26 protein-coding genes and 1 pseudogene are annotated in these 23,078 nt (G+C 61.0%); 17 read left to right on the top strand and 10 right to left on the bottom strand.

The window, feature by feature from the left end:
- The first annotated feature begins 144 nt into the window (after positions 1-144).
- A complete protein-coding gene (locus KHO33_RS19225; RefSeq protein WP_054034168.1) occupies positions 145-438 on the top strand; it encodes an acylphosphatase in 294 nt (97 codons plus the stop codon).
- Between the two features lie 114 nt (positions 439-552).
- Here the strand turns inward: KHO33_RS19225 and egtD are convergent, their stop codons facing one another.
- Positions 553-1,536: an L-histidine N(alpha)-methyltransferase gene (egtD, locus tag KHO33_RS19220; RefSeq protein ID WP_200561139.1), complete on the bottom strand. Its 984-nt coding sequence runs from the start codon at positions 1,534-1,536 to the stop codon at positions 553-555.
- 617 nt (positions 1,537-2,153) lie between these two features.
- Between egtD and rarD the strand changes: the two genes are divergently transcribed.
- On the top strand, positions 2,154-3,050 hold the full coding sequence (gene rarD, locus KHO33_RS19215; protein ID WP_200561137.1) for an EamA family transporter RarD: 897 nt from the start codon (positions 2,154-2,156) through the stop codon (positions 3,048-3,050).
- Here the strand turns inward: rarD and KHO33_RS19210 are convergent.
- Positions 3,028-3,558 (bottom strand): Mpo1 family 2-hydroxy fatty acid dioxygenase, encoded by a 531-nt coding sequence (locus tag KHO33_RS19210; protein ID WP_200561135.1) that lies wholly within the window; start codon positions 3,556-3,558, stop codon positions 3,028-3,030. The two genes, rarD and KHO33_RS19210, sit on opposite strands and share 23 nt — an antisense overlap.
- 91 nt (positions 3,559-3,649) lie before the next feature.
- Here KHO33_RS19210 and KHO33_RS19205 point away from each other — a divergent pair, with 91 nt between their 5' ends.
- Entirely contained in the window at positions 3,650-4,363 is a 714-nt protein-coding gene (locus tag KHO33_RS19205; RefSeq protein ID WP_200561133.1) for a Crp/Fnr family transcriptional regulator, read from the top strand.
- Positions 4,364-4,523: 160 nt separating this feature from the next.
- Positions 4,524-5,147 carry a lytic transglycosylase domain-containing protein gene (locus tag KHO33_RS19200; RefSeq protein ID WP_054034155.1) on the top strand — a complete coding sequence of 208 codons (624 nt, stop codon included), beginning with the start codon at positions 4,524-4,526 and terminating at the stop codon, positions 5,145-5,147.
- A gap of 55 nt (positions 5,148-5,202) precedes the next feature.
- On the opposite strand, the gene KHO33_RS19195 is transcribed toward KHO33_RS19200, so the two are convergent.
- The 3 genes from KHO33_RS19195 to KHO33_RS19185 form a co-directional block, all read right to left on the bottom strand.
- Complete coding sequence (locus KHO33_RS19195; RefSeq protein WP_054034153.1) at positions 5,203-6,087, bottom strand: 4-hydroxy-tetrahydrodipicolinate synthase family protein; 885 nt, start codon at positions 6,085-6,087, stop codon at positions 5,203-5,205.
- Between the two features lie 2 nt (positions 6,088-6,089).
- Positions 6,090-6,431 (bottom strand): hypothetical protein, encoded by a 342-nt coding sequence (locus tag KHO33_RS19190; RefSeq protein ID WP_200561131.1) that lies wholly within the window; start codon positions 6,429-6,431, stop codon positions 6,090-6,092.
- A 297-nt stretch (positions 6,432-6,728) separates the two neighbouring features.
- Positions 6,729-7,100, bottom strand: a complete 372-nt coding sequence (locus KHO33_RS19185) for a hypothetical protein (protein WP_054034149.1) — start codon at positions 7,098-7,100, stop codon at positions 6,729-6,731.
- A gap of 344 nt (positions 7,101-7,444) precedes the next feature.
- Here KHO33_RS19185 and KHO33_RS19180 point away from each other — a divergent pair, with 344 nt between their 5' ends.
- Positions 7,445-9,184, top strand: a complete 1,740-nt coding sequence (locus tag KHO33_RS19180; RefSeq protein WP_200561129.1) for a methyltransferase domain-containing protein — start codon at positions 7,445-7,447, stop codon at positions 9,182-9,184.
- A gap of 57 nt (positions 9,185-9,241) precedes the next feature.
- Here KHO33_RS19180 and KHO33_RS19175 read toward each other — a convergent pair whose 3' ends face one another.
- From KHO33_RS19175 to KHO33_RS19165, 3 genes and pseudogenes are all read right to left on the bottom strand, one after another.
- Complete coding sequence (locus KHO33_RS19175) at positions 9,242-9,502, bottom strand: hypothetical protein (protein WP_200561128.1); 261 nt, start codon at positions 9,500-9,502, stop codon at positions 9,242-9,244.
- Positions 9,495-10,245: pseudogene (locus KHO33_RS19170) on the bottom strand (DNA/RNA non-specific endonuclease). The gene KHO33_RS19175 and the pseudogene KHO33_RS19170 overlap by 8 nt, the downstream one beginning before the upstream one ends.
- Positions 10,246-10,623: 378 nt before the next feature.
- Positions 10,624-10,983 (bottom strand): DUF3564 domain-containing protein, encoded by a 360-nt coding sequence (locus KHO33_RS19165; RefSeq protein WP_054034144.1) that lies wholly within the window; start codon positions 10,981-10,983, stop codon positions 10,624-10,626.
- 161 nt (positions 10,984-11,144) lie between these two features.
- Between KHO33_RS19165 and KHO33_RS19160 the strand changes: the two genes are divergently transcribed.
- Positions 11,145-11,819, top strand: coding sequence for a DUF4410 domain-containing protein (locus tag KHO33_RS19160; protein WP_054034142.1), 675 nt, complete (start codon positions 11,145-11,147; stop codon positions 11,817-11,819).
- A gap of 3 nt (positions 11,820-11,822) precedes the next feature.
- On the opposite strand, the gene KHO33_RS19155 is transcribed toward KHO33_RS19160, so the two are convergent.
- Positions 11,823-12,110 (bottom strand): hypothetical protein, encoded by a 288-nt coding sequence (locus tag KHO33_RS19155; protein ID WP_054034140.1) that lies wholly within the window; start codon positions 12,108-12,110, stop codon positions 11,823-11,825.
- Between the two features lie 175 nt (positions 12,111-12,285).
- On the opposite strand from KHO33_RS19155, the gene KHO33_RS19150 reads away from it, so the two are divergent.
- Positions 12,286-13,257: an IclR family transcriptional regulator gene (locus KHO33_RS19150; protein WP_200561124.1), complete on the top strand. Its 972-nt coding sequence runs from the start codon at positions 12,286-12,288 to the stop codon at positions 13,255-13,257.
- A 100-nt stretch (positions 13,258-13,357) separates the two neighbouring features.
- Here KHO33_RS19150 and KHO33_RS19145 read toward each other — a convergent pair whose 3' ends face one another.
- On the bottom strand, positions 13,358-14,434 hold the full coding sequence (locus KHO33_RS19145; protein WP_200561122.1) for a porin: 1,077 nt from the start codon (positions 14,432-14,434) through the stop codon (positions 13,358-13,360).
- Between the two features lie 440 nt (positions 14,435-14,874).
- Here KHO33_RS19145 and KHO33_RS19140 point away from each other — a divergent pair, with 440 nt between their 5' ends.
- From KHO33_RS19140 to KHO33_RS19095, 10 genes are read left to right on the top strand one after another with little or no spacing between them, the layout of a single operon-like run.
- Positions 14,875-15,189, top strand: a complete 315-nt coding sequence (locus tag KHO33_RS19140; protein WP_020068683.1) for a non-heme iron oxygenase ferredoxin subunit — start codon at positions 14,875-14,877, stop codon at positions 15,187-15,189.
- A 1-nt stretch (position 15,190) separates the two neighbouring features.
- Positions 15,191-15,502, top strand: a complete 312-nt coding sequence (locus KHO33_RS19135) for a recombinase-like helix-turn-helix domain-containing protein (protein WP_200561120.1) — start codon at positions 15,191-15,193, stop codon at positions 15,500-15,502.
- A gap of 49 nt (positions 15,503-15,551) precedes the next feature.
- Positions 15,552-16,649 (top strand): aromatic ring-hydroxylating dioxygenase subunit alpha, encoded by a 1,098-nt coding sequence (locus KHO33_RS19130; protein WP_200561118.1) that lies wholly within the window; start codon positions 15,552-15,554, stop codon positions 16,647-16,649.
- Positions 16,642-17,418 carry an SDR family oxidoreductase gene (locus KHO33_RS19125; protein WP_200561116.1) on the top strand — a complete coding sequence of 259 codons (777 nt, stop codon included), beginning with the start codon at positions 16,642-16,644 and terminating at the stop codon, positions 17,416-17,418. The genes KHO33_RS19130 and KHO33_RS19125 overlap by 8 nt, the downstream gene beginning before the upstream one ends.
- A gap of 26 nt (positions 17,419-17,444) precedes the next feature.
- Complete coding sequence (locus KHO33_RS19120) at positions 17,445-17,972, top strand: cupin domain-containing protein (protein WP_054034130.1); 528 nt, start codon at positions 17,445-17,447, stop codon at positions 17,970-17,972.
- Positions 17,973-18,011: 39 nt separating this feature from the next.
- On the top strand, positions 18,012-18,902 hold the full coding sequence (locus KHO33_RS19115) for an alpha/beta fold hydrolase (protein WP_200561114.1): 891 nt from the start codon (positions 18,012-18,014) through the stop codon (positions 18,900-18,902).
- Between the two features lie 21 nt (positions 18,903-18,923).
- Positions 18,924-19,805: an IclR family transcriptional regulator gene (locus KHO33_RS19110; RefSeq protein ID WP_054034289.1), complete on the top strand. Its 882-nt coding sequence runs from the start codon at positions 18,924-18,926 to the stop codon at positions 19,803-19,805.
- Entirely contained in the window at positions 19,802-20,599 is a 798-nt protein-coding gene (locus tag KHO33_RS19105) for an SDR family oxidoreductase (protein WP_200561113.1), read from the top strand. Before KHO33_RS19110 ends, KHO33_RS19105 begins: the two co-directional genes overlap by 4 nt.
- Positions 20,592-22,250 carry a thiamine pyrophosphate-binding protein gene (locus KHO33_RS19100; RefSeq protein ID WP_200561111.1) on the top strand — a complete coding sequence of 553 codons (1,659 nt, stop codon included), beginning with the start codon at positions 20,592-20,594 and terminating at the stop codon, positions 22,248-22,250. The genes KHO33_RS19105 and KHO33_RS19100 overlap by 8 nt, the downstream gene beginning before the upstream one ends.
- Positions 22,243-23,073, top strand: coding sequence for an aspartate dehydrogenase (locus tag KHO33_RS19095; RefSeq protein WP_054034124.1), 831 nt, complete (start codon positions 22,243-22,245; stop codon positions 23,071-23,073). Before KHO33_RS19100 ends, KHO33_RS19095 begins: the two co-directional genes overlap by 8 nt.
- Positions 23,074-23,078 lie beyond the last annotated feature (5 nt).

Genomic DNA, 23,078 nt, shown 5'->3' with positions numbered 1-23,078 from the left:
ACAGTCGACGGATTGTACGTGTCGCGCGGGCCACGTGTCGTGCCGGGGGACCGAGGCGCGCAGGAGAACTTGGAGAGACCACCGAGCAATGTTGCCGCGACGCGTCTAGAATGCCGGCTTGAAAGAATGTGAAGAGAGGACGGCATGGCCCCGGATCTGGACCAGCGGATCGAAACATATTACGTACGGGTGCGCGGCACCGTGCAGGGCGTGGGTTTTCGCCACGCCACTGTGCGGCAGGCCCACGCGCTCGGTATCAAGGGATGGGTGGCGAATCTCGACGACGGTTCCGTCGAAGCCATGTTGCAGGGCTCGGCCAACCAGGTCGACCGGATGCTGTCGTGGCTGCGTCACGGGCCGCCGGCGGCGCGCGTCACCGAAGTGAGCGGCGAAGAGCGCGCGACCGAAAAGCGTTTCGAACGGTTCGAGCAGCACTGAGCACGTCAGTGAGCTTCACGCAAAAAAAGGCGGCGCGCCATCATCCCGATAGCGCGCCGCCTTGCCGTTTGCGCGTCCTGTTTGTCCGATCAGTCAGCCGATAACGCTTTGCGCCTAGCGCGCCACCAGCAAACTCTCAGCGAACCCCCATCCGTCTTCGATCCATTGATGGCTGCACACGAAGCCGGCATCGTCGGCGATCGCGGGCACCTCGTCCGCGCGATATTTGTGGCTGCTCTCGGTCCAGATTGTTTCGCCTGCCTTGAGCGAGACCGTCAATTGCGCGGCGCCCACATGCGCGGTGACATCGCGCTTCGCACGCAAATGCATCTCGATGCTGCGCGCGTCCGGATTGAAGCGCGCAACGTGTTCGAACGCATCGAGCGGAAAATCGCCGTCGAGCTCCCGATTGATACGCGCCAGCAGATTCAGATTGAACGACGCGGTCACGCCGACCGAATCGTCGTAGGCGGCCACCAGCACCGGTACCGGCTTGATCAGATCCGTGCCGAGCAGCAACGCGTCGCCGGGCGCCAGCATGTTGCGGATATCGCGCAGAAAACGCGTCGCTGCGAGCCGGCCGAAATTGCCGATCGTGCTGCCAAGAAACAGCACGAGTAAGCGCTCGTCCGCCGCGCGGTCCTGGCTCACCTCGGCGAGCCCGGCGAGGTAATCGCGTTCGTAACCGACGATCGAAATCCGCTCGATGTCGCCAAGTTCGCGCCTGCACAACTGCAACGCGCTGCGCGAAATTTCAATCGGGAAGTAAGAAGTAGGGCGCTTTTTACACAGCGCTTCAAGAATGCGCCGCGTTTTGCGACCGCTGCCGCTGCCCAGCTCAGCGACGGTCACGTCGTGCGGCAGATGCGCGACGATGTCCGCTGCGTGCTTCGCGAGCAAGCGTTCCTCGGCGCGTGTCACTCCGTATTCGGGCAGTACGGTGATCACTTCAAACAGCGCAGAACCCACTTCGTCATACAGATACTTCGACGGCAACTCTTTTTGCGGCGTGTGGGTGAGTCCGGCGCGAACCTCGGCGGCAAACGTGGCGCGGAGCAGGTCGGGCGATGCGTCGTGCGATAGGGCTGGCTGGGTCATGCTGGCTCCAGTAGTCACATTCGATGAGCGGGATTGCTGGCCGGGCGGCGGCAGGTGCAACGGAGCGCAGTTGCTTGCAGTTGCGCGCAGTTGCGGTATGCCGCGGGAAAGAAGGGCGGGCTCGGTCCGTGTGGACTGCCTTTGCCGGCCCGGCTCATTGATGCTGTGATGACAGTTGAAAATGACGCTTGCGACGGATATCCAAGGTGTCTCAGATGACGTTGCAAACGGTGCCGCTAGACTTCGTAGCAAGATTCGCGCTTGCGCAACTGCGCTGCAAGCTGCCGGCGTTGCAACTGCGGATTCGCCTGGCGCGCGTGAAGTTATGTTCTAGTGCATCGGCGCGCGATGCGCACGGGAAAAATTGCTATTGGCTGCAAAGAACGAACGGGCACGTTGTTCGGGAACCCGTCTAGAATGCCGGCTTGCATCGCATATCGAAGATAAAAACGTAGCGCTTGATACGCACTACCCGCCGTACTGCTTGCTTGAGAGACTTTACTTCCAATGACAACAACTCGAGGCGCACAGCCATATGCTGCGCCGCACACACCTGCACCTGTATCCGTTCTCGCACCTGCACTGCATCTCAAAGCGATTGCGCCACGGGCCGCGCAATGAACCAGTATGACCCAAAGCGCGGTATCGCGTTGTCGGTCGGCGCGGCGGCGATGTTTGCTTTACTGTCCGCTTACGCCAAGCTGCTTGCGCCGTTGAGCGGTCTCGACATTTTCGCGTGGCGTATTGTGTGGACTGTCCCGGGGGCGCTATTGCTGATCGTGTTGCGCAAACGCCTGCCGATTCTCCGGCAACTTCTTTACCGCATGGTGACGGAGCCGACGCTCGGCGCGGCGATGGTTGTCAGCGCGGCGTTGCTAGGCGCGCAGCTGTGGGTTTTTCTATGGGCGCCGCTGCATGGGCGCATGCTCGAAGTCTCGCTCGGCTATTTTCTGCTGCCGTTGGTGATGGTGTTGGTTGGCCGTTTCTACTATCGCGAGAGCCTCGACGGTCTGCAGTGGCTCGCTGTTATCTGCGCCGCGTTGGGTGTCGTGCATGAACTGTGGATGACGGGCGCCTTTTCGTGGCCCACGTTGCTCGTCGCGCTCGGCTATCCACCGTATTTCGTGCTGCGCCGCAAAATCAACCAGGATTCGCTCGCCATGTTCACGGTCGAAATGGCGCTGCTGTTGCCCGCGGCGGCGCTGTTCATCATCATCGGCGGTTCGCTGACGATGATCGGCGGCCGTATCGACATGTGGTGCTTATTGTTGCCGGGACTCGGCGCGCTCAGCACCATTGCGCTGGCTTCGTATCTGAAGGCGAGCCGTTTATTGCCGGTCGCCTTGTTCGGCATTCTTGGCTATGTCGAACCGGTGTTGCTCGTGTTTGTCTCGATCACGCTGCTCGGCGAGACGCTCAGCGCCACACAGTTAGCCACCTATGTTCCGATCTGGATGGCGGTTGCGCTGACGGCTTTGCATAGCGTGCGGCTCATTCGGTTTGCGCCGCATTGATACGCGTTGCGCCGACCTGTGCCTCGATCGTTTCGCGCAGCGCCGGCCGCCAGCCAACACCGAACAACGCTTCAGCAAGGACGAATAACGGCCCGATCAGCAGACCGATCACATCGTCGACAAATGCCGGCTTGCGATGTTCGTAGGCGACGTGGCCGATGAACTGGAACACCCAGCCGACTACGAAGAGTCCGATGCCGGAGGCGAGCCAGGTGAGGGTAGTTTGCGCGGCGAGCCACTCCCCGCACGCGACGCACAACACCGATACGACTGCCATCATCACGCCGAGCGGCACGTCGAGCACGAGGTAATAGACGGTGGCTACGGCGAACAACACCCACGCGGGCGACAACGTAAATGGCAGCGCGCCGAAGCTGAAAGCAGGCCGGCTCAACAACACTGCCAGCGCGAGCACGATCATCGGAATGCCGATGAAATGCGTGGCGATATTGCGCCGGTCACGATGGTAGGCCGCGTATTGCGTAAGCTGTTGCGTCAGCGTTCTCATGGATGCCGCTCCTCAATCAAAGCCAGCATAATCGCGGGCAGCGGAATTTGAAACCATCGGGTAGCCGACAATCGGGCACGGATACCGTTCTATGACTGCGAGTTTTTCATCCAATGAGCTTGCCGCGCTGCTTGAACGCAGCGCGTGGTTTCGCTCGGCGCCCGCTGCCATGCGGGCGCAGCTGATCGAAGCGGGGCGTGTCGAGCGCCTCGCGGCCGGTCAACGGCTCTTCACGCGCGGCGATTCCGACGACGGCCTCTATTGCGTGCTCGACGGTCTCGTGAGAATCGGCGCGGCCAGCTCGGCCGGCAAAGAGGCGTTGCTCGCGGTCATCGAACCGGTCAACTGGTTCGGCGAGATCGCGCTGTTCGACAACCGCCCGCGAACCCATGATGCGTATGCCGAACGCGATTCCGAGCTGTTTCATGTGTCGCGCGCCGCGCTTGCCGCGTTGCTCGAACGCACGCCCGAGTATTGGCATGTCTTCGGTTTGCTGTTGACGCAAAAGCTGCGCCTCGCTTTCGACGCCATTGAAGAAGCCGCCTTGCTGCCCGCCGCACCGCGCGTGGCGCGCCGCCTATTGTTGATGGCAGGCGGCTACGGCGAACCCGGCGCATTGAGGCGCGTACTCAAAGTACCGCAGGAGGACCTCGCGATGATGCTGGCCCTGTCGCGGCAGACGATCAATCAGGTGCTCAAGCAGTTCGAAACGCAGGGTGCGTTGAAGCTCGGCTATGCGGAAATCGAAATCACCGACGTGCAAAAGCTCAGGGCGCTGGCTGATCTGAATCCGGCCGCGAACTGATCGCCTCGATCTACGCGCAAAGCGCGACCTTGCATCCCCTATACGTCCACTGACACGTCGCTGCATCTTTATAAGCATTTTACGGCGCACCCCTATTTCTTTGGCGATTCGCTACACCAAGCCCGGTAAGGTCGATGTACCCCGGTCAGGAAGCGAACCTATGCACGGAAATAGCGCTCTGGATGGTGTCCAGGTACAACGAAACCTTCGCCGCAAAGCCGGCCTGAAGGTGATGTTCGCGGCGATCGTCTTCTCGTTCGCCGCGGCATCGCACGCCGCCGACGCGCAGTCGGCGTTGCCATTGCCATTGCCGTTAGCCGCTCCAACTGTCGCGAGCGACGCAGCGCCTGACGCCGGCTTGCCGGCGCTCAGCGATATCACCGCCATGCTGCGCGCGAAGTTTCGCGTTGCGCCATTGGAATCCATGAAGATCGCTCGCGCGGTGTTGATCGAAGCCGAGCGTCAAGCCATCTCGCCGGTATTGCTGCTTGCTGTGATGTCGGTCGAGTCGAGTTTCGATCGTCACGCGGTCAGCATCGCAGGCGCGCGAGGATTGATGCAGGTCTTGCCCGCTGCGCATCCGCAATTGATTGCGGGCACAACCGATTTGTCCGATCCGGCAATCAACGTACGCATCGGCTCGACCATTTTGCGTGGCTACCTCGATCAAAGCGGCGGCGATCTCGACGCCGCGCTGGTTCGCTACAGCGGCGGCGGCCGCGGTTACGCGCAGCGCGTCGTGCTGCGGATGCAACGCCTGGACGCAAGTTTGCGCCACGAATGATGAACTCATTCGTGGCGCATTCCTCCTCGGGCCCTCTTGTTGTTGCTCCAGCGCTTTAGCTCATCGCTCCGGCAAACTCGGCACGCAGATCTTGCAACCTGTCGCGCGCGGTGCCGAGACGCTCGACGAGTTGTGCCGACGCGCGCGTGATCGGCATGCGCGTTTCGTCGGTCATTGAATGATCGAATGCCAGCATCGCCTTGATCGCGGACGGATTGGGTGCGGCGAACAGCAGACGCAATACCGGCAGCAAACTGGCGAACAGATTGCGCTCGTCCGGATCGCGGTCGGTGCGGATCAATTCCTGTACGGCAACCAGCAGGTCTGCGCAAACATGTGCGCTCGCCAGAATGCCACCGGTGCCGCCGCTATGCAGACAGTCGTCCAATGCTTCATCGGTGCCGCATAGCACGCTGATCGGTAGGCCGCGCAGCTTGCTGAAATGGTCCTTCACGCATTCCTTGATTGCGACGATGTTGCTGTATTCGACCAAACGCGCAACCGTTTCAGGCGCGATCGCCACACCGGTGCGATGCGGTACGTCGTACAAAACGATAGGGCGTTCGGTGGCGAGCGCGGCCTGTTCGAAATGCCATTGCACGCCGGCTTGATCCGGACATACGTACGACGGTGGAGACACCAGATAGCCCGCGCAGTCCCAGCGCTCATAGCGCTGAATATCGTGAAGGACGTCGCGCGTATTGGCGCCGCCAACGCCGATCAGCATCGGCAGACGCGAGCCGATCACATCGGTCAGCGCCTGCAAGACGGTGAGGCGTTCGGATTCCTGTAACAAAGCGGCTTCGCCCGTCGTGCTCAAGGCGACAAATCCGCTGATCTCCGTGCGCAGGTAATAGTCCGCGAGGCGCTGCAACGCGTCGACGTCGACTTCACCATTGCGAAACGGGGTGACGATGGGCAACCAGATTCCTGAGAACATGATTAGCGCGCCTTTGCGACGGCATGGCGGCGCTTCAATGGTCCGATGAGTGCTGCAGGGAGTGTCGAGATCAGCGTATGCAAGGTGAAATCCAGGTCGCCGAGCGCAATGTCGAGTTGCACGCGCACTTCTTCGCGTACGGCCTCCGTGCTGACCACATACACGCCGAGCGGCGAATGAAGCAGTGTGCGGAGCTGGATGCCAGGAAGATCGTGCGGAGGATGAGGCAGGGTGATCTGCAAGCGGGCGCGAGCCGCGGGGAAGGGGATGACATTGTTGCGCTGGACCGGCGGCGCGCTAAGCGGCTGCGTTTCGAAGTTGTCGATTGATTGCGTGAGTGCCATTTGATGCGGCGTTCGTTGACGCCATGGTTGATCAAGACAGTTCGAGATTAGACGTCTACGGGTAAACGCAGTGCAAAAATTGAGGTGTCCGCTGAAAAAATCACGGGGACTAGACGAGTTGCTCGAATTGCATCAGGGGCCGTGCTGGCAATTTGACTTGGAGTGAGCTTCAACCAGGCCCATGCGACGCGCCCATAAAAAAAGGCGAGTCGTGAGACTCGCCCTCCCTGAACGGCAGAGTTCGGCTTCGATTAATTACAGATGCCTGGCCGGTGCATGCCGAATACCGATCACGTGTTATTGCGTTTTCGTCGTGTCGGTCTTTGCGCCGTCGGTTTTTGCCGGGGCATTGCTGGCCTCTTTCGCGCTCTCCGTCTTTGTCTTGCTTGCGCTCGTATCTACTGCGGTCTTCTTGGTGGCCTTATGAGTCTTTGCCGTGTGGCTGGCGGAAGCCTTCTTCACATGCGCCTTCGTCGCGGCCTTCGTCGGCGCTTTGGTCGTGGCGGTGCCTTCATCTGTGGCGCCCGTTTGCGCGGCGGTGCTCGCCTTCAGATTCGCTTGGCCGGCAGGTTGCGTTTGCGCAGGTTGTGCGGCCGCGGGTGCTGCGGTTTGTGCGAATGCGGTCGACACGACGAGAGCGGAAGCGAGAGCAGCGAAAAGCGTCTTCATGATGTAACTCCTGGTTAAACCGGTTGTTCTTTGTGTCGCGGCTGAAATGTTTCAGCGCTGCCGGTTTAACGTTGGTGGGAAGACAGCAGTTGACGGTGCTCTGGTGACAAAACGTAACGGCGGATACATATCGGGGTCCTGAATCAGCCTGAGGCCGTTAAGGCGCGTTCGCAGCGGAAGCCTGTGTCCGCTTTGATTCGGAAGCTGGCGTGCATACGAGGCGCGTCTTATATTGTGATGCGTCTCGCTAACTGGCGATTATCATCTACCTTTCCCGATGACCGAAGTCGGTTGTCTGCCGTTGCCGCGACCAGGCTTCGAATCAAACTTGTGCAAAAAACCAGATGAACGACACACGTCAATCCGCGCTGCGGCGTGCAAACGATCCTGAATTTTTGTACCGCTATTTCTCCGGTATTGGGCTGGACATCGGTACAGGTGCAGATATCCAGAAAGACTTTGCGTCTAATTTTCCTGCTATCCAGCAACTGGTCGGCTGGGATATTGAGCAGCGTGACCCGGTCCATATGGATGGCGCGCCGGCCGACGTCTTCGATTTCGTTCACTCGCACTGCCTTGGGCGCTTCGCGAATCCCCGCCAGGTTATCGCCAGATGGCTTGAACTAGTCAAACCTGGCGGCTATTTGATTCTGACTGTACCGGATGGGAAGCGGGGCGAAGGCGGCGTGCCGTCGACCGGCTTCGATGCCGATCATAAGCATGGCTTCACGATCTACGAGCCGGCCGCGGCAACGCAAGATTCGGTAAACGTGCTGGATCTGGTGATCGATGCATCGCCGATAGCGTCGTGCGAACGGACCTGCCTGATCCGTGAGTACGAACACAATCGACGCGACCCGCTCGACGAGCCGCAGGACAAAGGTCAGCGGTGCGCGATAGAAATCGTGCTGCGCAAACGCCATGTTCCGCAACTGTCCGACGTGCTCGATGTCATCGACAAGGCGGAAGACGAATCAATGCTCGCACAAAATTGCCGCGAGGCGCTAAGACTTTACCCTTACCGGTTCGAAACCTACTATCGCGTGAGTTTGGCGGTGCTGCGCCGGGACCACAGTCATGAACTCGAAGCATTGTGGACCGCTTGTGTTCGGCGGCTTCCGAACGAATATCTACCTCGGCTCTTCAGTGCCTTGGGACTCGTTGCGCTGGGTAAGCTGAACGAGGGTTTCCGGCAACGCGAAGCGTTGCTTGCCGGCGTGGAGTGGTCACGCCGAACAACGGCTCAGCCGCCGGCTTACGCGGACTGGCGCGGCGAACCGCTTCGGGGCAAATCGATTGTTATCTGGAGCGAATTCGGTCTCGGCGACGAAATTTTCTTTTTCCGGTTTGCACGGACGCTTCGCGAGCATTACGGGGCGTCGCATGTCACGGTGGTGTGCCAGGCACCGCTCGTGGAACTGTTCAAGGCCTCGGGAGAGGCCGCTGCCATCTACGCCGTTGAGGAGGCGCAGTTATTGCCGCCTCACGACTATTGGGTCTATCCCCATGCAATTCCCGCGTGGGCCGTGCTCGACATTGATCATTTACCGGAAGTGGTGCCGTACCTGCGGGTGACTGGCAGCAGTGCGCCGACGGTCGAGCCATGCAGCCGGCGGGCATTGAAAGTCGGCGTGGTGTTCAAAGGGGCGCCGACACACGAGAACGACGGCGCCAGATCACTGCCGTCGCTCGGCTGCCTCGACCCGCTGTTCGAACTGGAGGGGATCGAGTTTTACGTCATGCAAAAGGGCCAGGGCGAAGCGGAGGCGGCCGAATACGCAGCGCGCTTGAATCATCTTCATGATCTGGGCCCTCGTCTTCGTTCCTTTGGCGATACGGCAAAGGAGCTGGAGGCGTTGGATCTGCTGATTAGCGTGGATACGTCAGCAGCTCACCTGGCGGGTGCGATGGGTATGCCCGTTTGGTTGATGTTGCCTATGTATGGCGACTGGAGATGGCACTTCGGTCGTGACGACAGCCCGTGGTATCCGTCTGCTCGTCTATTCCGGGAAAGAGGCGTGGGGTGGTTAGAAGTTGTTGCGCGCGTCCGCCAGGCATTGATCGATTTGCGTGACAACAGATAAGGCCAGGCGGCGCGCAGGTAAAAAGGGAAATGCTTTGACGGCCGGCGCCTTACGTCGCTAGTTGAACGGATTCTGCACGACACCTGGCTTCGCATCCGGCTCGTCCTTCACCTTCGCCGGCAGATTGGTCTGCGCCTGCAGCGCGGCCACTACCGCATCGATCGCTTCCTTCAGCGCTAGTGCTGCCTTCAGCCCGCGCTGGTCTTGCGTCAACTCCAGCGTTCCGTTCAGCACTACGCGTGTGGTGCCGTTGCTGACGGTGAGTGCATCGCCCTGGATGTTGAGCACGTCGTCATCGTTCGAATAGGGTTTAAACACCTTTTAGTCCTCCCGGTCGCTGATCTTTGCCGGCTCTCCGGAATGCCCGGAAAACGGATACCCGATGCTGTCTCGAGTTCGTGAATCGTCCTGATGTCATAGCGGTTGGTCGAGACGTTGTCTACCATTACCGCGAACGCCATCTGCCGGGACGGCACATAGACCACCTTGAACAATTGCGTCGGCACGAAGACGCGCGTCGGTCCGATGGTTTGCAATTGCTGGCCGCTGAAAATCGGCCCGGTGACGACATACGTATCGTTGTACGACATGGCGATCTTACGCACCGACGTTTCGATACGCGCCCACAAGCGCTGATTGTTCTCGCGATTTTGCGGCACGACGTTCGCCAGCGAAAACGATTGTGCCATCGCTTCCTGATTCCAGCGATTGCCTGCGGGACTCATGTGACCGCGATCGAAGCCGCTGCGTTTATAGTCCGCGAGCGTCGCGCCTTCACCGTCGGGCAAACGCGCGTCTTCGAAGAACTTGTTGGTGCGTACCATGTCTTTAGCGGCTTCGATATGGTCGCGCGTCAGATGCTCCGCGGACCACAAAGGACCATGCGTGATACCCGAATGCAGCACCGCGAAATCGCTATAGCAAAGCATGCGCGTTTTCGGTGCCATCTTCTGATTGGTCAGAACCGGCCATTGCGCATTCGGGGTGAACTGGGTGCAGGAAGGAGCCGCACTCGCGTGAGCGGCAACGGCGAACAACAGACAGGCAAACCACTTCTTCATGTGTGGATCAGTTGAGGGATCGGGGGCGCAAGTATAGCGTCGCGAGCCTGTGTCGAGCGACGTTGAACGCAGAAGAAAACGAGGGAAGGAAGTGGCTTTGCGCAGTGTCCGTAGCGATGAAAGCCGCTACGAGCGGAAGAAGCGGAACAGGCACGGCAAAAACCGCTGCACCAAAAAAACGGGCCGCTTTGCAGCGACCCTAATGCGTGGAATTCAAACTCTACGCACGCAAACTTAAGACGGACTTAAGCGCACGGAATGCGGAGCGCGGAAATATGGGCCGACGGTCGAACGCGCACACAAACTCACCCACCACGCACGCAGGCGGCGCGTTTTGGATGAGTGGAAATTTCGACCGACGAAAAAAAGCGCCGAAACCTAATTGCCGAAAACACTGTGTTCGGCGTGCACATTCTGGCGATCGACGGCTTGCAAGCGCCAGAAGCCGCTGGCCGGCGCGCGCGTCGGCAAGGCTGTCCACGCTGCGGCACCTTGCGCCGCGCTCACACGTTGTTTGCGATCCACGTGCAATCCGCGCAGCGTGCACAGGGGCGCATCCGTGCTCGGCGCACAGAGGGTCGTCACGCCATTGTCGTCGTGTAACTCGCCCCACGGGGGCAGATCGATCCCTTGATGCGCTTCCCTCGACCACCGATGTTCGTCGGTGTCGAGCCATAACACAGCGTAGTCGTGGCTGACGGTGGGATCGGAACCGTTGATGAGGATGGTCAGGCGCATGGCAGTTCCGTACAAATTGCGAAGTAACGCTTTATCAGTCTATGTCGCAACGCGTGTTATGCAAGGCGAAAAGGTACGACGATCGGGCACGAAAAAAACTTACGCCCAGCGCGCACGGCTGTACGATAGCCGCGTCGGAAAGACATTCGCGGAGGCGAGCCATGCTGCGTCGATTGCTGCAACTCACGATGGTGGCGGGATGCCTCGGCGCGATATCGACGCTCAGTGCAGCCGCGGACAGCGCCCCCTTCGCCGCGCCCGCGCCGATCGTCTATGTGTCCGACTTCGATCTCGACGTGGCCAACGTGACGCCTGACAGCGGACCGGGGCAACGTGTGCGCCGCCTGCGCGGTCTGCTGCCGAGCGGTCCAGGACCGATGGGCAAGGACAAGAATCCGCAGGACCACGCCAAGGACATCGTGAACGAGATGGGCGATGCGCTGACTGCGGACCTGAAAAAAGGCGGAGTCGACGCGCGCCGTATTGCGCCCGGCCAGCCGTTACCCGCAACGGGTTGGCAAGTGCGAGGCGTGTTTCTGAGCGTCGACGACGGCAATCGTCTAAGACGCGCTATGGTCGGTTTTGGTGCGGGTCAGAACAATATTCAAGTGGCGGTGTCGTGCGACAGCCTCGCGACGGCCGATTTGCCGCCGCTCTATCAGTCCGTCGAAGAAGCCGACAGCAAGGGAAAGCCAGGCGCGGTGATCAAACTCAATCCGTACGTGATCGCGGCGAAGTTCGTGATGGCGAGCGGTGACGAAAAGAAGACGATCGAGAAGACCGCGCAGCAGATCTCCGATGCAGTGATTGCCAAGCTGCACGGGGTGGCGCAGTGACGGTTAGGGTAATCGTCGCTTCACGCGCCAACTGTTGTGCGTCGAGTCGATGGCGAACAGAAGCCAATGTCTGGCGTCCACGGGATGACGCCGCTGTGTAGCGTAACGGTCAACGGTCAATTCGAGTTCATCGAATGTCCGCCGATGGCAGGTGGCATGCGCGCCGGAGCCGTCTGCGAATTCGACTATCGCCGCCGCCGCGCGGGCCGGCTCGGGCAGGTGCGCGATCTGCACTGCGCAGCCCGGATAAAGATGTGAGTCGGCAACCTGGATCTGTACGGAATCGGACATGGACGTGGCCTCCGGACGCCTGGCGCGAGCCAATGCGCGGCAGTGAAACCTCGCGCGATGGACCGCATCAAAGCATAGCACCGCGCGAAACGAAAATGACCGCCGTGTGCTTCGCGCTATCATGTTGATCTGTATCCGATGAACAGCAGAGACAACGGCAAAGACGGCAGCCAAGATGGCAAAAGAAGAGCAGACAGGAGCGGGACGCAAGCACGCGAGGCCACGCGGCGCGACAGTTTCAACTCCGCGAGACGAGGCGGTGCGGTCCCTGGCGGACGGCGCCGATTCCCCCGATTCCACTGATGAAGAGAGCACCGGCGGATCGACTTATCTCGTGCCGGGGCTGGAGCGCGGGCTGCGCATCCTCGCCGAATTCAGCGCGCGCGAGCCGATTCTAGGCGCGCCCGAATTGTCGAAGCGCATCGGCATTCCGCGCACCACCACATTTCGTCTGCTGCAAACGCTCGAAGCTTTAGGCTTTCTCGAGCGCGTGAACGGCGACCGCTATTTCCGTTTGAGCGTCGCGGTGCTGCGACTCGGTTTCGAATATCTGAGCTCGCTCGAACTGACCGACGTTGGCACGCCGATTCTCGAGCGTTTGCGCGACGCGACCGGCCTCAGCACGCATCTGCTGATCCGCGACCAGCGCGACGTGGTGTTCGTCGCCAAAGCGCAAACCCATGAGCCAATGTTCAGTTCGGTTAAGGTGCACGTCGGCACGCGCTTGCCCGCGCATGCCACGGTGCATGGCCAGGTGCTGATGGGCGATTTGAGTTTCGAAGAATTGCGTCAGTTGTATCCGGAGCCGCAACTCGAGCGATTCACCGAACGCACGCCGGCGACCGTCGAAGAACTGTATGGAAGAGTGCGCGAAAGCGCGGCGCTCGGCTACGCGTTGAGCGAAGCGTCTTTTGAACGTGGCATTTCAGTAGTGAGCGCGCCGGTGCGCGACCAAAGCGGCAAGATCACGGCGGCGTTGACCGTCACCATTCCCCGTTCCGATATCGGCGAAGCGGAAGAACGCGAACCGCTCATCATCGCGGTTTGCCAGGCGGCGCTCGAATTGTCCGAGCGGCTCAGCTATCGTCCGCGGCCAGATGATCCGACCGCCGCTCAAGCGCGTCGCAGATCGGTTGCGGCGAACTGATTCTGATTTTCTTGGCGCTTCTGCTCATGTCAAACGGCCCGGCTGCTTTCGCACCCGGGCCGTTTGCCTTACACCGCTGTCATCGTCGGCGTCACTGACGTCAGAACGAGTGGTGGATACCTGTCAGGAAAATCGTCTGGTTCCGGCCGCTCGACACACCCGCCGTAAAGAACGCGGCGTCCGTATTCGAGCCCGCGCGCTCATACAGCGCATTCACATACAACTGAGTCGATTTCGATAGCGCGTAGATGTCGCCGATCTCGAACTGCGTCCAGCGATGGCCGGCCATCGTCGTGGTCGCGGCGCCGCCGGCGACGCTGTTGAACGGCGTGAACTGATAATTCGCGCCCACGTCGTAGCTCTGATACGTGTCCGAATGGCCGGACGATTCCAGCTTCACACGCGTGTACAAACCGTGCACCAGTAGCTTGCCGAACTGGTATGACGCGCCCGCGCCCATGTTCTCGACCTTGGCTGCCGTGTAGTTTGCCGCCGCCACACCCTGGAAGCTGGTGATGCCCGTTGTCACGATCGACGGCGTACGGTCGTGCTCATTCGCATAGGTCGCGCCTGCCTTGAACGGACCGTTCGCATAGCTAAGCGCAAAGCTCAGTGTCTTGCCGGTCGAGAAGTTGGTCGTGTTGCCGAGACCCATCATCGCGCCGACCGAGAAACCGGCGAAGCTCGCCGAGCGGAACTTCACCGAGTTGTCGAACGGCACCACGCCGGTGTCGGCGAGTTCGTCGATGTTGCCCGGGTGGAACGCATACCAGCTCGCAGCCTGATAGGCCGTGCTCAGCGGACCCAGCACGTCGAAGCTGAACGGCGTCTGATGGCCGAGCGTCACTGTGCCGAACTGGTCAGAACTCAATCCGACAAAAGCCTGGCGATTGAACAGCGTGCCCGCTTTGGCGAATGCCCCCGTGTTCGTATAGAAGCCGTTTTCCAGCTGGAAAACCGTCTTAAGACCACCGCCCAGATCCTCGACGCCCTTCAGGCCCCAGCGGTCCGGCTGCATGTTGCCCTGCTCCTCGATCCACTTCGAATGGCCACCCGCGTTGCTGATGTACGCAATACCGGCATCCAGGCTGCCGTATAGCGTCACGCTGCTTTGCGCCCAGGCGCCGGTCGTTGCGCAGATTGCCGTCAAGCCGGCCGCCGCAATGATGTGCTTCACCGTTGGTTCTCCTGATCACACGACGGATAGCTCGCGCCAATTTCGTCGTCCCTGATCTTTGCTTTGGGTTGAATACAGCTTCGGGTTTATGCGCCAAAACTGCTCCGCTTTATGTTCCACCTATGGGCGACTGTATCGCCTATGGAATAGTATAGTGAGTCTAGAAGTGGTCAAAATAAATTTTCGGACCCCGTACAAACCCGCATTAGGGTCGCGGTATTTGTCTGAAAATTATTGGAAAACCCAAGCCTAGAAAGGCTTTCAAGCGGAAACCGCCGTTCACGTCAGTTCACGCAAAGCTGTGCTGCGAATGCCACAGTCGGTGTTTTCCCCTACCAGCCCAGATTTTTATTTTCTCGAGCCAAAGCCACTCCTATAATTATCCATACACGAACTGATGTTCCTTATATGGAACATAGGGCTTCAGGAGAAGGCGAGAAATGACTGAACAATGGCGCTGCGCCGGCCATGCCGGCGACCTGTCCGAAGACGCGCCGCTCGAGTTCAAACTCGACGGCACCGAAATCGGCATCTACAAGGTGGGCGATGCGCTGTACGCGCTGGAAAACGTCTGCCCCCATGCGTACGCGCTGCTGACGCAGGGCTTTGTCGACGGCGACACTGTCGAATGCCCGCTGCACGAAGCCGTGTTCCATATCCCGACCGGCAAATGCCTGAAAGAGCCGGGTGGCCGCGACCTGAAGATGTACTCGGTACGTCTCGCCGGCGAAGAAATCCAGATCAAGGTGGAATGACATGTCAGAACACATCGTGAGCTTCAATCCCTTCCTGAAGCCGTGGCTCGCGCCGCAGCCGAACAACGTTGCCGGCAAGGGCGTGATCGAAAAGCCGGGTGAGACCGAAAACTTCATCTGGCAAACGCGCAAGGCTGAGCCGACCCAGTACGAGAACGACTTCGGCGATGCGCTGGAAAAGGTTTTCGAAGCCGGCGCGAATGAGCTGCAGGAAGTCGTCGACGGTTTGAATCGTGTGGGCTTCCGTACTCCGGAAGGCAATGCGTGGAACGCCGATCGTCTTGCCGCCGAATTCCGCCTGCTCGCTGAATAAGCGCGCTCTCCCGCACACGTCTCTTCGCTTTCGCATCCGGAGTCTCTTCATGACGCCCCCCAATACAACGACTCAAGGCGCGGCCGACCCGATTCAGTCTTATCTGAACCGAGGCCTGCGTAATTACTGGTATCCCGTTGCACCGAGCTGGCAGGTTGGTGACGCGCCGGTCGGCGTGACGCGCCTCGGCGATCAGATCGTGCTGTGGCGCGACAAGGAAGGCAAAGTCCGCGCGCTCGAAGACCGTTGTCCGCACCGCGGCGCGCGCTTGTCGCTCGGCTGGAACCTCGGCGGCAGCGTGGCGTGCTGGTATCACGGCATTGAAATCGACGGCGGCGGCACGGTCACGAAGGTGCCGGCTGTCTCGAACTGCCCGCTGGAAGGCCAGAAGTGCGTGAAGTCGTATCCGGTCGAAGAGCATGCCGGCGCGATCTTCCTGTGGTTCGGCGACGACGCCCATAAGGAACCCACGCCGCTCGTGCTGCCTGAAGAACTGGTGGGCGACGAGTACGCGAACTTCCTGTGCATGTCGAACTGGAAGTGCAATTACCAGTATGCGATCGACAACGTGATGGACCCGATGCACGGCGCGTATTTGCACGCGACCTCGCACTCGATGGCCGAAGGCGACAAGCAGGCCGACATGCGCGTGCGCAAGACCGAAACCGGTCTGATGTTCGAAAAGGTCGGCCAGCGCGACGTGAACTTCGACTGGGTCGAGCTCGGCGAAACCGGCGCGCTGTGGATGCGCCTCGCGATTCCGTACAAGAAGAAGTTCGGCCCGGGCGGCAACTTCGGGATCATCGGCTTTGCTACGCCGGTCGACGAAAACAATTGCCAGGTTTACTTCTGGCGCACGCGCAAGGTGTCGGGCTGGCAGCGCGACGCATGGCGCTTCATGTATCGCAACCGTCTGGAAGGTCTGCACTGGGCCGTGCTGGAACAGGACCGCTATGTTCTCGAAAGCATGGCGCCGAATGCACGCGAGCACGAATTCCTCTATCAGCACGACGTCGGTATGACGCGTGTGCGCCGCATGTTCCGTCAGCGCGCGCAGCAGCATTTCGCTGAGCTGGACGCGTATCACGCTCAAGCCGCTCAGGCCAGCACTGCGCAGACCGAAGCAGCAGGTCACAGCCATGCATAACGAAGCGTCCCAGGCATTGGCTGCACTCCAGGGCAGACGCGTCCTCGTGACGGGCGGCGCGCGCGGCCTCGGCGCGGCGTTTGTTCGCTCGCTGGTGCAAGCCGGTGCGCAAGTCGTGTTCGGCGACGTGTTGCATGACGAAGGCCGGGCGCTCGCGGCGTCGCTGGTCGAGCAAGGCCATGCAGTGACGTATTTGCCGCTCGATCTCGCCGACCCCGCCAGCATCAAGCAGTTTGCCGATCGGGCCGCGGCGCAACTCGGCGGGCTGGACGCGCTGATCAACAACGCGGCGATCACCAACTCGGGCGGCAAGTTCGCCGATGAGTTGTCGGTCGACACGTGGGACGCCGTGATGAACGTCAACGTGCGCGGCACGTGGCTGATGAGCATCGCCGCATTGCCATATCTGCGTGATTCGGGCCGCGGCAGCATCGTCAACATCGCGTCGGACACAGCGATGTGGGGCGCGCCGAAGTTGCTCGCGTATGTCGCGAGCAAGGGCGCGGTGATTTCGATGACCCGCTCGCTGGCGCGCGAATTCGGCGCACATCAAGTGACCGTCAACGCGATCGCCCCGGGCCTCACCGAAGTCGAGGCCACCGCCTACGTACCTGCCGAACGTCACCAGTACTACCTGCAAGGCCGCGCGCTCACGCGCGCACAAGTGCCCGACGACGTCACTGGGCCCGTGCTGTTCCTGTTGTCCGATGCCGCGCGCTTCGTGACTGGCCAGTTGCTGCCGGTCAACGGCGGCTTCGTGATGAATTGATCTTGTCAAATCGAAAGGAGAAAGAGATGGCGGATGCCGAAGTCGAACGCAAATCGTGGGAACAACCCGCGGACGCGAGCTTTGCACAATGGTTGGACAGCCGCGTCGCGCGCCTGGAAACGCGTCGTTACGACTGGGACGCGCTGAAATTCCAGGCCGACTACGACCCGAAATATCGCCGCGCGCAAATGCGCTATGTCGGCACGGGCGGGACGGGCGTCGCGAAGGACATGAACACGGTGCCCGCAGGCGGCTTCACGTTTTCGACGATGGTGATCCCGGCTGGCAACATCGGTCCCAGCCATATTCATATGGATGTCGAAGAAATCTTCTTCGTGCTGCGCGGCAAGATGAAAGTGATCTGCGAGAAAGACGGCGAAACGTGGGAAGCGGTGCTCGGCGAACGCGATCTGATTTCGGTGCCGCCGGGCGTGTATCGCACGGAAGTGAATATCGGTGAAGAAGATGCGTTGATGTGCGTGATGCTTGGTGCAGCCAAGCCGATTACGCCGACGTATCCGCCGGATTCGCCGTTGGCCAAGCTCAAGCGCTAAGCCCTCAAGTTCGTTTTGAAAACACCCACGAAGGAAATCATGTCCGCAGTCCCGTCCGCTACCGTCGATCAGAACGCTACGCTCGAAGCGCGCCTTGCACGCTTTCCCGCGCAGCAGATCTGGCTGGCATCGCAACGCGCGGTGAGCTATCGCGACGCGGATAGCGCCGAAAGTGAAGCGCTGCCTTTGGTGCTGCTTCACGGTATCGGGTCGGGCGCGGCTTCATGGGTGCAGCAGTTTGAAATGCTGGGTGACAAGCGCCGTGTGCTGGCGTGGGATGCGCCGGGTTATGGTGCATCAACACCCGTAGAGGCCGATTCGCCCGCAGCAAGCGATTACGCAACTGTATTGAAGCAATGGCTCGACGCGCTCGGCATTGAACGCTGTGTGCTGCTGGGTCATTCGCTTGGCGCGATCATCGCGGGTGCGTTTGCCGTGGCGAATCCGCAGCGAGTGGCCGGTTTTCTGTTGTTGTCGCCGGCTGGCGGTTACGGCGCTTCCGCGGCGAAAGTGCGTGAAACAAAACGCGATCAACGTCTGGCCATGCTGAAAGAACTCGGCCCGCAAGGTCTCGCCGAAAAACGCAGCACCAATATGTTGTCCACCCACGCGAGCGACGAAGCCCGCGCATGGGTGCGCTGGAACATGTCACGTGTGATCCCGCACGGCTATGCGCAAGCGACACATCTACTCGCCAATGCCGATCTCGCCAGCGACCTCTCACGCCACAAAGGCCGCATCAGCGTCGCGGTCGGCGCAGAAGACACCATTACGCCCCCCGAAACCTGCGAGCGACTTGCTCTGGCCGCCGGCACCAAACTGCAGGTTGTGCCGCGCGCCGGGCACGCCGGCTATATCGAAGCACCCGCCGCGTACACCGCGATCATCGACACGTTCTGCCGCGCAAGCGACGGACAACGGAGCCAATGAATGACGTCCGACACGCATGACATGGTTAGCGCCGAGCGCGACGCGGACGACGACCGCAACGACGCAGACACGAGCAGCGATATTAGCTATCGCGTGCCGGGTCTGGAACGCGGTCTGAAGATTCTGACGGAGTTCTCGCCACGCGAGCCGGTACTCGGCGCACCGGAACTATCGAAGCGCCTGAAGATTCCCCGGACGACAGTGTTCCGTCTGCTGCAAACGCTCGAATCGCTCGGCTTTCTCGAGCGTGCCGACAAGGACCGCAACTATCGCCTCGGCGTCGCGGTGCTGCGGCTCGGCTTCGAATATCTGAGCTCGCTCGAACTGACCGACCTCGGTTTGCCGATCATCGAAGCGCTGCGTAACGACACCGGTCTCACCAGCCACATCGTGATTCGCGACGGACGTGACGTTGTGTTCGTGGCCAAAGCGCAAAGCCATGCGCCGATTTTCAGTTCGGTGAAGGTGAATGTCGGCACGCGCCTGCCGGCCCATGCGACGACGCACGGCCAGGTGCTGATGGGCGACATGACGCTCGACGACCTGAAAAAGCTCTATCCGGAGCCGGAACTCGAACGCTTCACGAAACAAACGCCGGCCACCATCGACGATCTGTACGAACGCATTCGCGATGACGCCAAGCGCGGCTACGCCGTCAGCGAGTCGTCGTTCGAGCGCGGTATTTCGGTGGTGAGCGCGCCGGTACGCAACGACACGGGCCGCATCGTCGCCGTGATCACGACGACGATTCCGCGCCACGAGATCGATGCGTCGCTGCTCGACAGCGGCCTGATCGACAAGGTCCGTCGCGCGGCCGACGAACTCTCGCAGCGGCTCAACTTCCGGCCGACGGGTAGCGCGAACTCGGGCGCGAAATACTTTAAGGCACTGGGGCTCAAATGATTCAAATCGACTTGACCGGACAGGTAGCGGTGGTGACGGGCGGCTCGTCCGGCATCGGCCTCGCAACTGCCGAACTGTTTCTGCGAGCAGGCGCTTCGGTTGCGATCTGCGGCCGCGACAGCGAACGTCTCGCGCAAGCGGAAGCATCGCTGAAGGCGCAGTTTCCGCTTGCGCAATTACTGGCGCAAACCTGCGACGTGCTAGACGCGGACGAGGTTGCAGCGTTCGCGCAAGCAGTGCAAGCGCGTTTCGGCCGCACCGACATGCTGGTGAACAACGCAGGCCAGGGTCGCGTGTCGACGTTCGCCAACACCACCGACGACGCCTGGCGCGAAGAGCTCGACCTGAAGTACTTCAGCGTGATCCGCCCGACCCGCGCCTTTCTGCCGATGCTGCGCGACGCCACAAACCCCGCCGTGGTCTGCGTGAACTCGCTGCTGGCTCTGCAACCCGAGCCGCACATGGTGGCGACTTCGTCGGCACGCGCCGGCGTGCTGAGCCTCATCAAATCACTTGCGGTCGAACTCGCGCCGCAACGCATTCGCGTGAATTCGATTCTGATCGGCATCGTCGAATCGGGTCAATGGCGCCGCCGTTACGCGAAAGAAGCGCAGCCGGGCCAGAGCTGGGAAGACTGGACCGCCGAACTGGCGCGCAAGAAAAACATTCCGCTAGGCCGCTTCGGCAAACCCGAAGAAGCCGCTCAAGCGCTCTTTTATCTGGCTACGACGCTGTCGTCCTATACGACGGGCAGTCACATCGATGTTTCTGGAGGCGTTGCACGACATGTCTAATAAAACCACCGTTGGCGAACTGATCGCCGCTTTTCTCGAGCAATGCGGCGTTCAAACCGCATTCGGCGTGATCTCGATCCACAACATGCCGATCCTCGACGCGATCCACAACCGCGGCAAGATTCGCTACGTCGGCGCACGTGGCGAAGCGGGCGCGGTGAACATGGCTGATGGCCTGGCGCGCGTCTCCGGCGGCCTTGGCGTGGCATTCACCAGCACCGGCACTGCTGCGGGTAATGCTGCCGGCGCGATGGTCGAAGCGCTGACCGCGGGCACCGCGCTGCTGCATGTGACGGGCCAGATCGAAACCGAATACCTCGACAAGGATCTCGCCTATATCCACGAGGCGCCGGATCAATTGTCGATGCTGTCGTCGATCTCGAAGGCCGCGTTCCGCGTGCGCTCGGTCGAAACCGCATTGCCGACCATCCGCGAAGCCGTGCGTGTCGCGCAAACCGCGCCGAGCGGCCCGGTCAGCGTCGAAATTCCGATCGACATTCAAGCGGCCGAAATCGAATGGCCTGCCGATCTGGCCGCGCCGCACGTCACCACGCTCACACATTGCAGCCAGCGTGTCGTGCAACTCGCGGATCAACTGGCGAATGCGAAGCGTCCGCTGTTGTGGCTCGGTGGCGGCACGCGTCATGCACGTGCTGCGGTTGAACGTCTCGTGGCCTTGGGCTTCGGTGTGGTGACCAGCGTGCAGGGTCGTGGCGTGTTGCCTGAAGATCATCCGGCGACGCTCGGCGCGTTCAACGTGCATGCCGCTGTCGAGAGCTTCTACAAGACGTGCGATGCGCTGGTGGTGGTCGGTTCGCGTCTGCGTGGCAATGAAACGCTGAAGTACAAGCTGGCGCTGCCGCAACCGCTGTATCGCATCGACGCCGACGCACTCGCCGACAACCGTGGCTATCGCAACGACATGTTCATTCACGGCGATGCATCGGCCGTTCTCGAAGAACTTGCGACGCTGCTCGAAGGCCGACTGAAGGTCGATCCGACGTTCGCACCGGATCTGGCTGCCGCGCGCGAAAGCGCCGTCGCCGATGTGGGCAAGGGCCTCGGCCCGTACAAGCGCCTTGTCGACGCCCTGCAGCAGGCCGTGGGCCGCGATTACAACTGGGTGCGCGACGTCACGATCTCGAACAGCACGTGGGGTAACCGCATGCTGAAGATCTTCTCGCCGCGCGCGGGCGTTCATGCACTCGGCGGCGGTATCGGCCAGGGCATGCAGATGGGGATTGGCGCAGCGCTCGCGGGCAATGCCGCGAAGACGGTGTGCCTGGTTGGCGACGGCGGCCTGATGGTCAACGTCGGCGAACTCGCAACAGCCGTGCAGGAAAACGCCAACGTGATGATCGTGCTGATGAACGATCAGTGCTACGGCGTGATCCGCAACATTCAGGACGCGCAATACGGCGGCCGCCGCTGCTACGTCGATCTGCACCAGCCGGATTTCGCGCAGTTCTGCGAGAGCTTGAAGCTCACGCACTACCGCATCAAATCGCTCGACCAGGCCGAGGAGATCATCCGCGAAGGCATGGCGAAGATCGGTCCCGTGCTGGTCGAAGTGGACATGCTGTCGGTCGGCTCGTTCGCCACCGCGTTCGCGGGCCCGCCGGTCAAGGAAAAGGAGCCGGAACATGCGTGAGACCGGCTACGCGGGGCATCACGCTCCCGTCGACGTCGCGATGATCGGCTTCGGCGCGATCGGCCAGGCGGTGTATCGCTCGGTCGAGTCCGATCCGACCGTGCGCGTGTCGCACGTGATCGTGCCGGAGCGTCATATGGCGTCGGTGCGTGAAGTGGTGGGCGCGTCGGTCGATGTGGTGGCCTCCGTGTCCGCGTTGAGCAGCCAGCCGCATTTCGCACTGGAATGCGCGGGGCACAGCGCATTGGTCGATCACGTGGTGCCCTTGCTGAAAGCCGGTACGGATTGCGCGGTCGCCTCGATCGGCGCGCTGTCCGACATGATGTTGCTGGACGCGCTCTCCGCTGCAGCCGATGAAGGCGACGCAACGTTGACGCTGTTGTCGGGCGCAATCGGTGGCGTGGATGCGTTGTCTGCCGCCAAGCTCGGCGGCCTCGACGAAGTGCTGTACACGGGCCGCAAGCCGCCTTCGGGCTGGCTCGGCACGCCCGCGGAACAGCTCTGCAATCTGCACACGCTGAGCGAAGAGACCGTGATTTTCGAAGGCAGCGCACGGGAAGCGGCGCGCTTGTATCCGAAGAACGCCAACGTCGCCGCGACGATTGCGCTGGCCGGCCTGGGACTGGACCACACCATGGTCCGCTTGATCGCCGACCCGAACGTGTCGCGCAATGTGCACCGCATCGTGGCGCGCGGCGCCTTCGGTGAGATGTCGCTGGAAATGTGCGGTAAGCCGCTGCCGGACAACCCCAAGACGTCCGCATTGACCGCGTACAGCGCGATCCGTGCGCTACGCAATCGCGCGGCCCGCTGCGTGATTTAGACCTT

This window comes from Paraburkholderia nemoris (assembly GCF_905221015.1).
Taxonomy (GTDB): domain Bacteria; phylum Pseudomonadota; class Gammaproteobacteria; order Burkholderiales; family Burkholderiaceae; genus Paraburkholderia; species Paraburkholderia nemoris.
This window is presented reverse-complemented; position numbering and strand designations above follow the sequence as displayed.

What these genes read in the sequence shown, in the direction of transcription:
- KHO33_RS19150 (WP_200561124.1), top strand. Translation starts at nt 12,286, where the DNA reads ATGGCAAAAGAAGAGCAGACAGGAGCGGGACGCAAGCACGCGAGGCCA.
- KHO33_RS19225 (WP_054034168.1), top strand. Translation starts at nt 145, where the DNA reads ATGGCCCCGGATCTGGACCAGCGGATCGAAACATATTACGTACGGGTG.
- KHO33_RS19195 (WP_054034153.1), bottom strand. Translation starts at nt 6,087, where the DNA reads ATGTTCTCAGGAATCTGGTTGCCCATCGTCACCCCGTTTCGCAATGGT.
- KHO33_RS19120 (WP_054034130.1), top strand. Translation starts at nt 17,445, where the DNA reads ATGGCGGATGCCGAAGTCGAACGCAAATCGTGGGAACAACCCGCGGAC.
- KHO33_RS19180 (WP_200561129.1), top strand. Translation starts at nt 7,445, where the DNA reads ATGAACGACACACGTCAATCCGCGCTGCGGCGTGCAAACGATCCTGAA.
- KHO33_RS19105 (WP_200561113.1), top strand. Translation starts at nt 19,802, where the DNA reads ATGATTCAAATCGACTTGACCGGACAGGTAGCGGTGGTGACGGGCGGC.
- KHO33_RS19210 (WP_200561135.1), bottom strand. Translation starts at nt 3,558, where the DNA reads ATGAGAACGCTGACGCAACAGCTTACGCAATACGCGGCCTACCATCGT.
- KHO33_RS19160 (WP_054034142.1), top strand. Translation starts at nt 11,145, where the DNA reads ATGCTGCGTCGATTGCTGCAACTCACGATGGTGGCGGGATGCCTCGGC.
- KHO33_RS19110 (WP_054034289.1), top strand. Translation starts at nt 18,924, where the DNA reads ATGGTTAGCGCCGAGCGCGACGCGGACGACGACCGCAACGACGCAGAC.
- KHO33_RS19185 (WP_054034149.1), bottom strand. Translation starts at nt 7,100, where the DNA reads ATGAAGACGCTTTTCGCTGCTCTCGCTTCCGCTCTCGTCGTGTCGACC.
- KHO33_RS19100 (WP_200561111.1), top strand. Translation starts at nt 20,592, where the DNA reads ATGTCTAATAAAACCACCGTTGGCGAACTGATCGCCGCTTTTCTCGAG.
- KHO33_RS19135 (WP_200561120.1), top strand. Translation starts at nt 15,191, where the DNA reads ATGTCAGAACACATCGTGAGCTTCAATCCCTTCCTGAAGCCGTGGCTC.
- KHO33_RS19200 (WP_054034155.1), top strand. Translation starts at nt 4,524, where the DNA reads ATGCACGGAAATAGCGCTCTGGATGGTGTCCAGGTACAACGAAACCTT.
- KHO33_RS19205 (WP_200561133.1), top strand. Translation starts at nt 3,650, where the DNA reads ATGACTGCGAGTTTTTCATCCAATGAGCTTGCCGCGCTGCTTGAACGC.
- KHO33_RS19095 (WP_054034124.1), top strand. Translation starts at nt 22,243, where the DNA reads ATGCGTGAGACCGGCTACGCGGGGCATCACGCTCCCGTCGACGTCGCG.
- KHO33_RS19140 (WP_020068683.1), top strand. Translation starts at nt 14,875, where the DNA reads ATGACTGAACAATGGCGCTGCGCCGGCCATGCCGGCGACCTGTCCGAA.
- KHO33_RS19115 (WP_200561114.1), top strand. Translation starts at nt 18,012, where the DNA reads ATGTCCGCAGTCCCGTCCGCTACCGTCGATCAGAACGCTACGCTCGAA.
- KHO33_RS19125 (WP_200561116.1), top strand. Translation starts at nt 16,642, where the DNA reads ATGCATAACGAAGCGTCCCAGGCATTGGCTGCACTCCAGGGCAGACGC.
- KHO33_RS19190 (WP_200561131.1), bottom strand. Translation starts at nt 6,431, where the DNA reads ATGGCACTCACGCAATCAATCGACAACTTCGAAACGCAGCCGCTTAGC.
- egtD (WP_200561139.1), bottom strand. Translation starts at nt 1,536, where the DNA reads ATGACCCAGCCAGCCCTATCGCACGACGCATCGCCCGACCTGCTCCGC.
- KHO33_RS19130 (WP_200561118.1), top strand. Translation starts at nt 15,552, where the DNA reads ATGACGCCCCCCAATACAACGACTCAAGGCGCGGCCGACCCGATTCAG.
- KHO33_RS19155 (WP_054034140.1), bottom strand. Translation starts at nt 12,110, where the DNA reads ATGTCCGATTCCGTACAGATCCAGGTTGCCGACTCACATCTTTATCCG.
- rarD (WP_200561137.1), top strand. Translation starts at nt 2,154, where the DNA reads ATGAACCAGTATGACCCAAAGCGCGGTATCGCGTTGTCGGTCGGCGCG.
- KHO33_RS19165 (WP_054034144.1), bottom strand. Translation starts at nt 10,983, where the DNA reads ATGCGCCTGACCATCCTCATCAACGGTTCCGATCCCACCGTCAGCCAC.